Source organism: Pseudomonas glycinis (assembly GCF_054871425.1).
The window spans coordinates 57,718-73,424 of record NZ_JBTYHF010000012.1 but is presented as its reverse complement, the minus strand read 5'-3'; the positions used below and the strand labels follow the sequence as shown (position 1 = coordinate 73,424).

At 57.9% G+C, this 15,707-nt stretch carries 8 protein-coding genes; 3 read left to right on the top strand and 5 right to left on the bottom strand.

The window, feature by feature from the left end:
• Positions 1–101: 101 nt before the first annotated feature.
• The 3 genes from ACYSTU_RS24935 to recQ all read right to left on the bottom strand — a co-directional run bounded on the left by ACYSTU_RS24935 (position 102) and on the right by recQ (position 4,734).
• Positions 102–1,910 carry a motility hub landmark protein FimV gene (locus ACYSTU_RS24935; protein ID WP_217879525.1) on the bottom strand — a complete coding sequence of 603 codons (1,809 nt, stop codon included), beginning with the start codon at positions 1,908–1,910 and terminating at the stop codon, positions 102–104.
• Positions 1,911–2,037: 127 nt separating this feature from the next.
• Complete coding sequence (locus ACYSTU_RS24930) at positions 2,038–2,472, bottom strand: MarR family transcriptional regulator (RefSeq protein WP_016771142.1); 435 nt, start codon at positions 2,470–2,472, stop codon at positions 2,038–2,040.
• Between the two features lie 132 nt (positions 2,473–2,604).
• Positions 2,605–4,734: a DNA helicase RecQ gene (recQ, locus tag ACYSTU_RS24925; protein WP_336341647.1), complete on the bottom strand. Its 2,130-nt coding sequence runs from the start codon at positions 4,732–4,734 to the stop codon at positions 2,605–2,607.
• A gap of 405 nt (positions 4,735–5,139) precedes the next feature.
• Between recQ and ACYSTU_RS24920 the strand changes: the two genes are divergently transcribed.
• The 3 genes from ACYSTU_RS24920 to ACYSTU_RS24910 all read left to right on the top strand — a co-directional run bounded on the left by ACYSTU_RS24920 (position 5,140) and on the right by ACYSTU_RS24910 (position 11,038).
• Positions 5,140–5,727, top strand: coding sequence for a UPF0149 family protein (locus ACYSTU_RS24920; protein ID WP_016771143.1), 588 nt, complete (start codon positions 5,140–5,142; stop codon positions 5,725–5,727).
• Positions 5,728–5,737: 10 nt separating this feature from the next.
• On the top strand, positions 5,738–6,133 hold the full coding sequence (locus ACYSTU_RS24915; RefSeq protein ID WP_071171392.1) for a YbaN family protein: 396 nt from the start codon (positions 5,738–5,740) through the stop codon (positions 6,131–6,133).
• Between the two features lie 342 nt (positions 6,134–6,475).
• Complete coding sequence (locus ACYSTU_RS24910; RefSeq protein WP_264364735.1) at positions 6,476–11,038, top strand: immunoglobulin-like domain-containing protein; 4,563 nt, start codon at positions 6,476–6,478, stop codon at positions 11,036–11,038.
• Positions 11,039–11,224: 186 nt separating this feature from the next.
• Here ACYSTU_RS24910 and ACYSTU_RS24905 read toward each other — a convergent pair whose 3' ends face one another.
• Complete coding sequence (locus tag ACYSTU_RS24905) at positions 11,225–13,510, bottom strand: autotransporter outer membrane beta-barrel domain-containing protein (RefSeq protein ID WP_499002210.1); 2,286 nt, start codon at positions 13,508–13,510, stop codon at positions 11,225–11,227.
• A gap of 178 nt (positions 13,511–13,688) precedes the next feature.
• Entirely contained in the window at positions 13,689–15,620 is a 1,932-nt protein-coding gene (locus tag ACYSTU_RS24900; protein ID WP_499002207.1) for a hypothetical protein, read from the bottom strand.
• Positions 15,621–15,707 lie beyond the last annotated feature (87 nt).

Below are 15,707 nucleotides of genomic sequence, written 5' to 3'. Positions count from 1 at the left end.
CCTTCGCGAGCAGGCTCGCTCCCACAGGGAAAGCACATTCCATTGTGGGAGCGAGCCTGCTCGCGAAAGCGGTCTCGGATGAACACGAAATCCGTTGGCGCTCAGCGAATCCCCGCCAACAACGTCCTCGCGGTTTGCTTCAACGGCTCATCCCCTTCCCTGAGCAATTCATTGAGCAGCGCGATTGCACTGTCGATGTCGCCGTCGTCGATGCAGGTTTGTGCCTGTTCGAGCTTGCCGGCGGCCTCGGTGTCAGTGTCGGTGGACTCGGGTAATTGCAGATCCAGAGGTTCCAGCACCAGCGGCGGCTCGGGATCGCCGAACTCATTGAGAAAGTCATCGTCGAGCGGCTGGGCGTCGGGCTCGGGGATCCACTCAAGTTCAGCTTCTTCGGCAGATGCAGCCTGTGGCAGTTCGAAATCGACAGGTAACACCGACAGGCTGGTGCCCAGCTCTGGATCATCGATCGGCGGTGCGGCGGCATCAGCGCGGCTGTCGTTCAGATCCCAATTTGAATCCATGGACAGCTCGCCCAGATTCAATTCGAAATCATCCTCGAGAGCGCTGGGCGACGCTGCAAGCGGCGCGGCTGCGGTCGCTGCCGAGGCCACGGGCAGTTCGGGCGCGATTGGCGTTGCTGCAAATGCCGCCGGTGCGGCGCCTGCCAGTTTTGGATGGCGAGCGCGGATTTCAATCAGTTCACGGTCATCGACGCCAAGCGCACGCAGGCGGTTTTCCTGCTGTTCAAAAGCGCCGCTGTCACCCTGGCGCCCAAGAACCTCCAGCAACTGCAGACCGAGATCAGTGCGTTCAGGCTCCTTGTGCAAGGCATCGCGCAGCAGCCCGGCCGCTTCGCTGAGTCGACCGTAGGCCAGATAGATGCCCACGGCCTCCAGCACGTCGCCGGCACCGGGCTCGTCACGATGGTCAGCGGCCGCGTGCGCACCGACAGATTGTTGAAGCTCGGGCTCGTCGACTTCTTCTTCGGCGCTCACGGGCAATAGCGGCAGCGGCGTGCCGTCTGCTGTCGAACGTTGCTGACGGCGACGTATGAGCAACGCAGCCAGCACGCCCAGCAGCAATATCAGTCCGCCGAGCAGCGGCCAGTTCACGCCATCGTCTGCCGCCTCGACCGGGGCTGAAACAGCGGCCGGAGCCGGCGCGACCACAGGTGGTGGCGGCGCTTTCTGCACTTCGGCCAGACGGGTTTGCAACTCCTCGATCTGCTTCTTGCCGTCGGCTATTTGCACTTGCTGCTCTTGCAGCCTGAGATTCTGTTCGTCGAGGGTCTTTTGCAGTTGCTGGGTGAGCAGCACGCTGGCGGCCAGTTGCTCGGCCTGCGCATCGTTGGCAGGTGCCGCCGGCGTTGGCGGCACAGGCGCCGCAGTGCGTTTGCCCTGGGCAGCCTGGGGCGGTGCGGTAACCGGTTCGACGGTTGGAAATTCGGAGGATTGCGGGCGCGGATCCGGCTCGTCGGTGGCGGGCACGATGCCCGGCGAACCCGGCGGGTCGATCAGCACCGTGTACTCGCGCAGCAGACGGCCGTTGGGCTGATCGAGCTGCACGAGGAAATTCAGGAAAGGTTCGTTGACCGGTTTGCCGGACGTCACCCGGATCATCTGGCGGCTGCCGCGCAGGATCGGGGTGAACTTGAGGTCATTGAGAAAGAACACCCGCTCGACGCCCGCCCGGCCGAATTCATCCGCCGAAGCCAGGCTGGCCGAGAGATCGTTTTGCGTCAACGTGCCGACATCGACCAGCGCGATGTCGGCCTTGAACGGCTGATTGAGGGCTGAGTAAACAGTGATTTCGCCCAACCCCAACGCCATCGACCAGGTCGAGTAGCTGAATACGCCAGCGAGCAGCAGCCATTTGGCGCCCCCGCGCAGCACGTGCCGACTTGCGAGCATGAGCATCCCTTAAATAAGCAAAACCGGTTTCTATGCGTTCGCACATCCGGTACGAACACGATATTGCCCAGTAGTTCTTATAGTCGGTTCAGCGCGATCTCTCAAAAAATCGCCACCGGGATGTGCCTCAAGATTTTTCCAGGTTGGCCAGAATGTGCCCGTGTACGCGCATGCACACCTTCAAATCCGCCTCATCGACGCCCTCGAACAATTCGTGGCGCAGTTGCGTGGCAATGGTTTCGATTTGTTCGATCAGAGGCAAGGCAGGTGCGCAGAGCACGATTTTTTTCGCCCGACGGTCTTCCATCACTGACTGGCGTTGCACCAGTCCCTGGTTTTCCAGACTATCAAGCAAGCGCGCCAGGGTCGGGCCTTCGACGCCGACACTCTGCGCCAGTTCGCGTTGGGTCGGTGCCTCTTCAAAACGCGCCAGATGCAGCAGCACCAGCCAGCGCGCCTGCGACAGGCCCAGCCCGGCGAGGCGACGATCCAGTTCGGCACGCCAGCCACGGGACATCTGGGCCAGTTGCATACCAAAGCGATGTTGATCGGTTAACGGCATAAAACACTCACGGTTAGACTGAAAATACGGAAAATCTAATTATTAGTCAGCTAAGCATGGGCGGCAGTTATAGGCAAGAGTCGCTCTGTACTGAATCGTTACAACTGCACGGGGCTTGGCGCATACGTCGTTTCACATCTCGAATTCAGACTGCAAAGCCGCCCGCACGCAATACAGCACGCCTTCCGGCACACGCCCGGCAAACAGCTCAGCCACTTCAGCGACGGACGGCAACTCGCCCTCCCCGTCGAGAAACGCGTCCTGCACTTCGCCCATCAATTCCTCAGGCAAGTCCAGCGCCTGCTCCAGCGACAATTGCTGCTTGCCGATGGCTTCCGCGAGCATGGCGTAGACGTTCTTCTCCGAGCACTGCAACTGCCCGGCGATCTGCAGCGGGGTCATGCCGGCGCGGGCCAGGGTGATCAGCTCGTGACGGACATCGGCGACCACCTTCGGCGCCTCCGCCTCGCCGCCGAGCACTTCGAGGAAGGCTTCGCCGTAACGTTCCAGCTTGCGCGCGCCGACGCCGCTGACCCGGGCCATTTCCGCCAGAGACGTCGGCTGGCTGCGGAGCATTTCCAGCAACGTCGAGTCGGGGAAGATGACATATGGCGGCACGCCGTGTTCTTCGGCCAATTTGCGCCGCAGTGTGCGCAAGGCTTCCCACTGTTCGCGTTCCTCGCCGCGCACCAGTTGGCTGGCCTGGCTCTTGCTGCCGGTTTTGGCAGTGACTTGCGGTTTCAGGTCGCGGCGCAGTTCCAGTTTCACTTCGCCTTTGAGCAAAGGCCGGCAACTGTCATTCAAGCGCAGACCGCCATAACCCTCGTGGTCGACATCGGCCAACCCACGCGCCACCAGTTGGCGGAACAGCGAGCGCCACTCGCTCTCGCTCAACGCCTTGCCAACGCCGAACACCGACAAATGCTGATGGCCGAAGCTGCGCACCTTTTCGTTGTCCTTGCCCAGCAACACGTCGACCAGATGACCGACGCCATAGCGCTGGCCGGTGCGGAAAATCGCCGACAATGCCTGACGTGCAGGCTCGGTGGCGTCCCAGGTCTGCACGCCGTCGACACAGTTGTCGCAATGCCCGCACGGTTCGGGCATGTCTTCGTCGAAATAGGCCAGCAACGCCTGCCGGCGGCAGCGGGTCTCTTCGCACAGCGACAGCATCGCGTCGAGCTTGTGCTGCTCCAGACGCTTGTGGCGCTCGTCGCCTTCGGAGTTCTGCAGCATCTGCTTGAGCATCACCACGTCTTGCAGACCGTAGGCCATCCACGCATCCGCCGGCAGACCGTCACGGCCGCCGCGACCGGTTTCCTGGTAATACGCCTCAAGGGATTTCGGCAGATCGAGGTGCGCGACAAAGCGTACGTTGGGCTTGTCGATGCCCATGCCGAACGCCACGGTGGCGACCATGATCAGGCCTTCCTCATTGAGGAAGCGCTTCTGGTGATAGGCGCGCAGATCGTTGGGCAGACCGGCGTGATACGGCAGCGCCGGGAAGCCCTGCTCGCTGAGAAACGCCGCAACTTCTTCGACCTTCTTGCGCGACAGGCAATAAACGATGCCGGCATCGCTGCGCCGCTCGGCGAGGAACGCCAGCAACTGTTTGCGCGGCTGTTCCTTGGGCACGATGCGATAGAAGATGTTCGGGCGGTCGAAACTCGACAGGAAGCGCTCGGCGTTCTGCAGGTGCAGGCGATCGACAATTTCTTCGCGGGTGCGCTTGTCGGCGGTCGCGGTGAGGGCAATGCGCGGAACGTTGGGGAACAGCTCTGCCAATTGACCCAGTTGCAGGTATTCGCGGCGGAAGTCGTGGCCCCATTGCGACACGCAATGCGCTTCGTCGATGGCGAACAGGGCGATTTCCAGGCTTTGCAGGAACGCCAGCATGCGCGGCTGCACCAGACGCTCCGGTGCGAGATAGAGCATTTTCACTTCGCCGCGCTTGATCCGCAGGGCGAGATCACGCTGCTGCTCGGCACTCAGCGTGGAGTTCAGCGCAGCGGCGGCCACACCCAGTTCTTCAAGGGTGGCGACCTGATCGTCCATCAACGCGATCAACGGTGATACCACTACCGCCAGACCTTCACGCAACAGCGCTGGCACCTGGAAGCACAACGACTTGCCGCCACCGGTAGGCATCAGCACCAGCGCATCACCGCCGCTGGCCACGCGCTCAATGATCGCACCCTGACGGCCACGGAAGCTGTCATAGCCGAAGATGTCCTTGAGGACGCGTTGAGCCTGTTCGAGCATAAAAACTCCAAAAATCTACCGATACATCCCTGCTCAGGCTGGTTCAGAGCAGCTTCGGCTGCTTAAACAAAACGTAAGAACACATTGCATGACCAGCGCAGCGCCGGCAGGGATCGCAAAACGCGGCAGTATACCCGAGGCCTTCGCCGCAGAGGGTGCCGCTGAGAAGACACTGATAAACCTGCCACACACAAAACCCTGTGGGAGCGAGCCTGCTCGCGAAAGCGACCTGTCAGTCGATAGAAAAGTGCCTGATAAAGCGCCTTCGCGAGCAGGCTCGCTCCCACAGGGTTATTCATCTTTCCAGTGAGGCCGGTAATTCGGGCAAATCTGCCAAGCGGCTGGCTAGAGCGCGCAAGAAGGCCTAGAATTCCCGCATTGTTTATTCCCCAAGGTAGCCCCGTAATGTCCTTCGCTGAGCAACTGACCCGCCTGCAAGTCTTCCTCGACGCCGACGAGCTGCACGACGAGGCGCTGGATTACGTCGCCGCCCACGGTTACCTGACCGCGCTGTCGATCTGCTCCGAAGACGTTCCGGAGCGCGAGTGGATCGACGCGCTGTTCGCCGAGGAGCCGCATTACACCGACGAAGCCCAGCGTGCCGAAATCGAAGCCACGCTGATCGGCCTCAAGGCGCACATCGCTCGCCAACTGGCCTCGGATGAAGAATTCGAATTGCCGTGCGAACTGGATCTGGGCGAAGAGCCGGACGACTCCGAACTGCGTGGCTGGTGCATCGGTTTCATGGAAGGCGTGTTCCTGCGCGAAGCGGCCTGGTTCGAAACCGCCGAAGAAGAAGTCAGCGAAATGCTCCTGCCGATCATGGTCGGTTCCGGCCTGTTCGACGAGCAGCCTGAATTCGAAGACATCGCCAAGGACGCCAACCTGATGGACGACATGATCGTTCAGATCCCGGAAGCCCTGACCGCGCTGTACCTGCTGTGCCAGGCACCCGACGAAAAACCGGCGATCCTCAAGCCTCGTCACCACTAAGACCCGGCCTATGGACAACCCCATAGGCAACCGCCCCCTGATGTTGCGCTACGTCCTGCTGGCCATCGGCTGGCTCAGCGTCGCATTGGGGGTGATCGGCATTTTCCTGCCGGTCCTGCCCACCACCCCCTTCCTCCTGCTCGCCGCAGCCTGCTTCGCGCGCAGCTCTCCGCGCTTCTATCGTTGGCTGGTCGAACATCCACGGCTGGGGCCATGGATCCGCGACTACCTCGAAGGCAACGGCATCCCGCTCAAAGGCAAGGTCTACGCGATCGGCCTGATGTGGGTGAGCATCCTGTTCTCGTGCTATCTGGTGCCGCTGGTTTGGGCACGTGGGTTCATGCTGACGAGTGCGGTGCTGGTGACGATTTACATAGTGCGGCAGAAGACACTTCAAAAGCCCTGAGCTGTCCTTGGATTGCGCTTGAAAAACAGCCTCCCGCCGGCCTGTTCATCAGGGAACGCCTCCGTTCCAGGTAGCGCCCGAGTGCTCTAACCCGGCTTGCCAATCAAACACACATTCAGCCCCGATTCCTGAAGCCTACCGTTCATCTGGAAGCCGTCGGCACCTGTCAGGTTTGACAGGTGTGCAAATCCATCAACACAGGTTCAATCACTCCATCACCCGACCGGAGTGCACGCCCATGCCTGCCAAATCTGCCGCGTCTGCAAGCCCCCTGGGTCGTCGCAGTTGCGTCCGCATTGAACGCCGCGACACAACGCCACGCTCGTCCAGAGGACTCGCCTGATGCCAACTCACAAGAACTTCCGCTTCCCTCCCATCAAGCAAGACAGCGCCACACTGGCACTGCGCCCGCTACTGATCCCGGGGATGCACGAACCGGTGCAAGACGGCGATGGCGGCATTGGCATCAAGGTCGCAACCGAAGACCCCAAGGGTTTGTTGTGCATGGTCAATCCTTATCTGCCCCTGATGAGCGAAGGTGACAGGCTGGATATCTGGTGGAACAACGAGAAAGTACTCGAACGATTCGTGACGGCCGACGAAGTCAATCAAAGGGTGTTTTTCTATTTGCCGACGCCTGCAGAGTCCGGGTGGGCCGAAGATTGCCATTACGTGCTGACCCGAGTGGGTGAAACCGAAGCCGACCCGCCGTCGGCCTCCTTGCGCATACTGATCAAGCTTTACAAGCCAGGAGACCGTGATAAAGAACCGCATTTGCCCGACGGCCATTCAGAACTGAATATCGTGCAATTGCCGCCTGAGTTGGTTGAACAGGGCGTGATCGATGCCGAATGGGCAAAAAAAGGCGTGTTGGCCACCATCCCTCACTACGTGTATTGCACCCGTAACGACAAGGTTCGCCCGGTTATTGGCGATCATCAGCTTCCTGCTCACATCGTCACGCAGGAGCAGGCCGAAAACAGACAACCGATCGAAATCCTGATTGAACAGGCAGACATTCTCCGTGCCGGAGACGGTTTTCAGCGGGAAATCAGGTACGACATCAATGACGAAGTGTGGAACTGGGCCGATCGCCACTCCAAACGCACTTATGTCGATATCGACGCCGGCGGCTGGTACCTGGAACCTCCGTTCATAAAGGAAGCCATCAATGGCGTCATCACTATCAGGGATTTGAACAAGAAGCCGGTCACCGTGCAGATCCATGTCAGCAGCCAGTACTTCAGTCTCGGCGACGAAGTGGTAATGACCTTCATCGGCAGGCCGCCGGATAACGCTGAACCCACGATCTTCAGCGAAACCCGTGGTGTCAACAACGTCCCCTCCGTCATGGAAATCAAGGTGCCCTATGACTTGATCAGAGCTATCGTTCTGGGCCGCGCCGACGTCTCCTACATCCTTTACAAAAAGGACGGTGGCGACCCGCTGTCCTCCAAGCGCGCGTTCGCAACGGTAGTGGGCGACGTCAACATGCTGCCCGAGCCGAACATTCTTGAGCTGATAGGCGATACCCTCGAACCGGATCTGCTCTTCGCCACGGTTGAAGTCCGCTATGCCATGAAGAACGGTGACCTGATCTGCCTCAGATGGCTGGGTATCCGCGCCAATGGCGATGAGTATCTGCATGAGACTCCGCATATCGTCACCGACAACGAGGCCAAGGAAGGTCTGGTCACGTTCTACATCGAAGCAAAGCACATAGCTGTGCTCGACAACGGCACGCTCGATCTTTCCTATGTAGTGGCGAACGACGCACCGGGTCTTCTCGACGTCAGAGAATCCGAGCGCTTGCTGGCCAAAGTCGAAAAGGTCCGGGCGACTTTGCCCAGACCCGAGGTCGAGGAGGCCGAACCGCCGGGGGATGTGCTTGATCCGTCGAAAGTATTCGACAGTGTGCATGTGGTGATCGCCGAGGCGAATACGCTGGACAAGGACGTGCTGACTTATTACTGGCGCAGTCTCGACCCGTTGTCCAGTACCAGCGACTGGCTGCCGATTACCACCGTCAGCGCAGGCAAACCTGTGCGGTTCAGGGTCGACAAGAAATATGTCACGGCGAACATCGGGCAATATGTTGATGTGCGCTATGTACTGTGGCGTGCGGCTTCGCAGCGATATGAATACTCGGCCACACTGGCCTTGTTGATCGGAGAGCTGGTAGGTGAGTTGCCACCTCCCGATGTGGTTCAGGCAGTCGACGGAGTACTGAACCCTATGGATGGGCTCAACGGTGTCGATGTAACTGCCAGCTATCTGAGCATGCATCCGGATCGGGACGTAATCCGTCTGAGGTGGCTCGGCACACCCGGCGCAGGTACTTCCGATGACCTGGAGTTGCCGGGACACGCAAGCGGTACCGTCCAATATCATCTGCCTCCCGCAGTCGTCGGTGCCAACATCGCAAAAAGGGTGTCCGTCGACTACGTGGTCACCCGCTATGCGATCAACACACCATCAATGATATTTGACCTGAACGTATCGGGCTTTCAGGACCCTGAAAACGAATTGCCACGACCACAGATTCCGCAGGCAAAGGATGACATCCTGGACCTGATGGAATTTGCCGGTGGTGCCAAGGCGCTGCTCGAAACGTGGCCGTTCATTGCTGCCGGGCAATGCATCTGGTTCTTCGTCGACGGTATGACCACTGCCGGACAAAGCCATCGCATTCGCATTCTGGACGGAGTGGAAATAACCCCGACCCAGATCAATGCCGGCCTTGATGAAGTGTTGCTCAGAAGCGAACTGATGAAGCTGCGGCACTCCTCCCCCGCCAGTGTCGGCTGCAAGGTCACGTTCGACGGCAGCAGGAACGAGGACAGCGCTATCGAGTTCCCTCGTCGGCAATTGACCGTCAGAACCCGCTACGACTATGTAACCCCTGTCATTACGCTGGTGGAAGATGTACGAGGCGAGATCGAAGAAGGCGGCAAGACCCGCGCCGATGAAGTCATCATCTCGGGTACTGCAACGAGGGGCGAGACGATTGAACTGTTCGACGCAGGTTCCATATCGAAGGGAACCGCTCCGGTCAAGGAGGACAGCAAGTGGAGGGCCACCATCAGCACACCCACCGAAAAGCTCTACAGCATTATCGCCAAAGCCTTGTATGACGCTGACCCCGTGTCCAGTGGACCGAGAACATTCACCGTCAAGTTCACGCAAACGCCGGAAATCCTCGCGGTAACCGACTCTCGCGGACCGGTTGAACCTGGGGCTATCACCTATGACAACAGCGTCCTGGTCACTGGCAGTGCCACCCCAAACCTGCAAATCGAGTTGAGGGAAAGCAATCAACCGATTATCACCCTGGATGTCGATGACGATGGCCATTGGGAATACCGCATCAACAACCTCAAGGTTGGGAGTTACAGCCTCATCGCCACTGCCAAATACGAGGTCGACCCGCCATCGAGCCCCGCCAGAACCTTCAAGGTTGCACAGGCTGTAACGCCGACCATTTCCAGTGTCAGTGACATCCGCGGCGAGATCGCCCTGGGCGGGACGACCTATTACCGCAGCGTCGAGCTCACTGGCAAGGCCAGCCCAAACGAAACGATCACACTGCTCGATAGCACTACCGTTATCGACCCGGTAGATGTTCCCGCGAGCGGCGATTGGCAGTACACATTCAGCGGCCTTGGCCTGAAGGCCTACAGCCTGACTGCGCGTGCGGAATACGCCAGCAATCCAGTGTCCGATCCGCCAAGGGTGTTTAATGTGGAGACACATGTGTCGCCGACCATTACTTCCGTCAAGGACTCCCTTGGGGAAGTGGCTCAAGACAAAACCACCTATGACACCACGGTGAATCTGGTGGGTACCGGCACCCCGCGCGAACAAGTCCAGCTTTACGACAAGGGGACAAGCATTGGCTCACCAGTGACGGTCGACGCCAAAAAGCAATGGAAAGGTACCGCTAGTGGTCTTGCGATTGACGAGCACAGCATCACGGTCAAAGGTCTGTATGAGAATAATCCAGTGTCGGCGGCGCGGGACTTTACTGTGCTACTGCAGGTCACGCCGAGTGTTACGAGGGTCAGAGATTCTCAGGGTAACAATATTTATCCCGGCAGCACGACCACGGCAACCACCGTGTTTGTCAGTGGCAGTGCGTCATCAAATGCCAGCGTCGAAGTTCGCGATAACGGTTCTGCCAGACAGAACGCACCGGTCAATAGCAGCGGTGGATGGGGTGAAGTCAGCATGTCGGTTGGTGTCGGGACTCATAGCATTACCGCCAAAGCGCTCTATGGCAGTAATCCGGTGTCGAATGCGTGGACGTTCGAAGTGAAATCCCCTATTCCGCCTTTAAGCTTTGGGCAGAGTGTTTCTCTCTCCCTGCCGACTTACCACGTTGCCCGGGGGCGGCCGCCAACGAATCCGCCAGCTTTTGCGTCCTATACACGCACAGCGACGGGAGGTGAGCCGGGTTATACCTATTCATCCAGCAACACCAACGTTGCCGTGATTGATCAGAACGGTAGGGTTGGGGCAGTCGGGAACGGGCAGGCAGTCATGACGGCTAGAGACAGCAAAGGCCGAACAGCCACTCATACGGTGACTGTCTCGGGTATCAGAGTATGGGCTTGTCCTGGCGGTAACTACAATATGTATCACGCTCCCAATGTCCTGAAAGCGCACGGCCTGCGCCTGCCCTCAATGGACGAACTGCGTCAGTTCTGGGACTCCTATGCAGGCCATCAACCCTCAGTCAGCTATTTCGTTGGCTGGTCGCCCTCGCCTTCTGCCGATGTCAGCAGTGCATTCTGGTCCAATCAGATTCACTCTTCCGACCGTTGGTGGAGGAAAAATCTCAATCACGGTAGTGAGGACGGAGGAGTCAATTTTTATACTAACAACGTAGCCGGAATATTCCTGTAACCTGATGTGTTAGCGGTTGATTGGCGGGTCGGTGCAGGCACAACCGCGCCGGAGCTGCGGAATAGCCGGTGGCTTCGACACCAGGCAAGACTGATCAACCGCAATGACAAGGCCGCTGTTCCTCGACAGAACAGCGGCCGTGAAGGTTATGTTGAATACGATACACCTTGATCTACAACGCAGTAGTTACCAGCGAACCGTCAACCCCATATTCACCCCATACGGCTGTTCAATATGCTCCCCCTTCGAGTAAGCCACTCCCGCATGCACCTGCCATTTCTCCGACATTGCCACCGCCACCCCCGCGCCGAACTCAGCGCGGGAGCCTGACAAGTCGTTGTTGAAAACGTTGTCGTTCACCTTCACCTCGTTGTTCGATGCGAATTCGTGGACGATGGCTGCGCGCAGATAAGGTTGGGCGATTGCGCCGTGGCCGAAGCCGATGTTGCGACCGACCGTTGCGCCGGCCTTGCCGAGCAGCGAGCGCATGCGATCACCGTCAGCTTGCATGTCGTTGTCCAATGTGTAGCGCTTGCCCTGGATCTGCACCGCCGACCATTGCGTAAACGGCTCGATGAAATAGCCATCCGCCAGTTTGATTTGCCGGCCGAACTCTGCGGACCCACCCAGCCCCCAGTTGTCGTAATCGCCTTTGGCGCGAGTACCGTCACTCAGGTTGACTTTGGACTCGTTGCGAAAGCGGTTCCATTTGAAGGTGCCGTGGGCATAGTAACCGTCGTCACCGAGCCAGGTTACATAGGGCGCCACGTAGTAGCTTTTCACCGTGCCGGAGGTGCCGCGATCGAGATTCAGGTCGGACTCGCTCGTGCCGGCGAGGATCCCGATCAGCACGTCGCTCTCCCCCACCCGTGTATCGGCGCCGAGGGAAAATCCCTGTTGCGTCTGCTGATAACCGACACCTGACCCATCGGCGACGTTGTATTTGCTGCCGTAAGCACGACTCCACGCCCCGCCTTTGCCGCCGTTCAAACGCAGATCCCCCATGCGATCGCGCAGAGACGCCAATTCGCCATACCAGACAGTAGGTGCAGTATTGAACAAGGCCAGAACCGAGCGCGCGCCGGGGCTGATGACCTCGGTGGTCGGGTCGAGAAACCACTCCTTCGCGCCGCCCCCGATTTCCCGGCTGGCCAGACCGTAAGACCAGGTACCGACGTCCACCCTCTGCTCGCCGGCCAAGGCAAAATTCGCAGCGTCGGTGGTGCCGGTACGTACCAGCGTCAACTGCTGTGGCGAGGCCGCGTCCAGACCAGAGGCCGCGACAGCCAGGGCGAAATCGCCCGAGGACGCTCCGGCGACATTGAGAAAATCATGCTCGCCGCTGGCGAAATCGCCCTTCATCGCAAATGTCCCGTTACCGGAGAGCGTGCCGACATTCAACTGGTAATACGTAGCGGGGGCGTCCGGAGCGCCAAAGCTGACAGTGCCACCGTTCATGCCCAGTGCACCGATCGAATCGTTGCCGGTCAGTGTCCAGTTCGAATCGGTGCTGACGTTCACGCTGTCGACCTGATCGAGACGGCCAGTGAACTGCGAATGACTTTCCAAGGTGACATCCGCCGTTGAGGTGCCATCGACAATGACATCACCCACCATGTGGCCGTGATTGAAAGTCAGATTGGCGAGGCTGTTACCGGTAACATTGATGTTGCCTTCCAAGGTGCTGTCAGCCACCGTCATCGTTGCGGTGGAAGCGGCTTGCACATCGAGCAGTACGCCGTTGCCGGCAAGCAGACGGGTGAAATTCAGCACATTGATCTGTGCGGTCCCCTCACCATTGGCGAGAATGGCTGCACCCGCTACCCCTCGCACCTCTACATTGTCCAGCGTCACATTGGCGCCGCTGCCGACGCCCTCCCCGTCGGGACGCAAGCGAATACCGTTCATGCCGCCGGTGATGCTACCGCCCTTGGCCCTGACTTCGGCACCGAACGAATTCAAGCCAAAGCTGTTCGCGCCGGTACCGGTCAGATGCGTATCAGTCAATTGGATGTCAGCGCCGCCACCGGTTTCGATTCCGGAGGTCTGCCCGGTAATCCGGCTGCCACTGATCACGGCAGTCGAACCTGTGGTCGTACCCGTCGCCCGGGCGATCGACATCCCCATTCGGGTACCGGTCACAATGGCGTCGCTCACATCGGCACGGGCATTGACGAGGGTAATCCCAGCGTTGCCCGAACGCCCGGCATAAGTCCCTCCTACCACATTCAATTGCGAACCGGTGGTGATCAACACTTCATAAGTATTCGAATCATTGGCGTTCAATACACCACCATCGCGGGCGCGATAGTTGTCTTGTGCGGTTGTACTATCAATGGTCAGTGTTTGACCCGCTTCGATGGATGTGAGGGCAAAGGCCAGCGGGCTTGAGGAAAGGACTGGGGCCAGGGCGAACCAAGCCAGCTTTGTTTTTGATACCTTCAATGGATAAAGAACCGTACAGATGCCCATATGTACTCCTTCGACATTTAGCGGATGTATTTCAACAAAAGAAGTTTCGTCCGCACGCACCGTACAGACATTAATTACTTCGCTCTGTAGGAAAAATCCCTTTCTTCGATGGATATTTTTACCGTGTATGTCAAATAAAAGAAGGCGGGGATATGTCCCCGCCTGCATTGACCGTTAATTAGGCATCCTGAGTGCCGGGACAGAATGTCCCTGCATTATCAACCACGACCACTCTGACGTCGTGATCCTCGGAGGTATGAGTACGGCCATCAATCTCCGCTGTATATGAAATGACTCCGCGCCCATCCCTGATAGGTCTGAGGGCAGCATTGAAGGGCAGGTAAACTTCGAATCCCGCCGTATGTTCATTGCCCTGCAACGTTTTGCTGAACGGGTAATCGGGAATATCGTCCCCTCCTGAAAGCGGTGTACCTTTCCAGACGAAGTCCAATTTCAAGTCAGCAACGAGTGAACCGCCTCCTGCAACACGGACGACTGCGGCCTTACCTACCACAGGAATATCGCGAAGAGAAGAACAGTTGAGATACACAATATTACCCGGATTTGTATAAAGATTCTGAATAACGGGGTCCGGCAATGTCACTGGAATAACATAAGCATCTACCGTAGTCGGCACTGATGGATTCGCATTGCTGCCATTTGCCGGATTGGTGATGATGTAGCGCGCTATCTTTTTCCCGTTTTTTGCAGCCACAAAAACATCAGACGGTAGCTTGAATGGAATCTTGAAATCATCGGCCTCACCGCCGACGACCGTATAACGACCTTCTGGAGGCGGAACTATTTTACCGTCGTATTCCAAATCGAAAACATCACCGGCATCCAACGTCGTGGGATCAGGAATAGTCAACTCAATGTCGATCAAGTTGCCAACATCTGCCTCCACCAAAGTGTTATCGCCTGTGGAACCCTTGACTACCAAAGCAACCAGGTTCGGATTACCTTTGTCCGGATCAGGCTCAGGATTGGCTGGACCAGGGATCGACAGATCGACATTGATGGTCGCCCCTGTCGCTTCCGGAAACGGGTTGCCGTTTCGAATGATCGCGTAATTCACCGTCACGTCCTTCGGACCATCACCGCCGTCTGCGACGTCCCTGAACGGTACGTCGACAATGACCGGAGTGGTGCCATCAGTAGGCTTGTCGGGTTGCACCTTTCCGTTGAAGGTGACTCGGGCCACATCGTTCGGCTGACCATTAGAAAATTCAGGAATGACCACGGCGACATCAGGGTAGGCATCTTTTAAATCTACTACACCGTCGTCGTTTTCCGGCACTTCAGGTGGTTGCAACCCACTGGGTGCCGGTGTCAGCCGAACATCAAACTGAAAAGGTTCGGAAGAAGGCCCGACGTTACCGACGCGATCTGCAAATTTGCAGTAAAAGATAAATGCTCCTTCTCCCGACGCTTCGATAGTGGTTTTGTTGATAACAAGTTCAATTGGCGCAGACGAATCTTCATCGACAATAAAACTGTCCACGGATGGCGCTGGATCACTTTTCCCATAGTGCGCAGTATAGATATCCCCCTGCTTGACATCGTTAGGCATCGGGATGGTCATCGTTACATCAACCAGCGCATCAAGAATTTCTCGGGTCAACACACCATCAATGATTTCTGCGGGCGGTTCCGCTTTACCTCCAGGTGCACCATGATTAGGCGCGACAGTGTCGATGAAGAACTCAAAGGTATCAGAAGTATTTTGGTTGCCACCGTAATCAACTATATAAGTCAAGCGAAAAGGACCCGGCGTTGCGGTTTCCTTTGCAGGTAAAATTATTTCGAAAATTGTAGGCGGGGGGATGGGAACCTCTTCCCACCTCGAAACAACTACTGAATCTTTCTGCAATGCGACAAATGTTTCACGTGGGGCTGAGCCCGGCGGCACTACCATGGAGGTAATTATCACCTTGCAGTCTGTGCCCTGACGCGCCGCCTGAAGTTTCCTGACATTGTCACCCGGCAGGGCCGGCAGCAAGTCTTCAACTTCAGGAGGAGTACCCGAACGGGTACTCAGGGCTTGACGCAAATCAAAAACTTTTTTACGGGCAGCCTCTGCCTTGGACAGTACTTTCAAGTTACTCATTGTAAGCTCTCCTGTTTTATGAACGCACCGACCCTCCAACCCCAATACAAACTTCCAGAGAAATGCCGGCAATTAACCACACTGCAT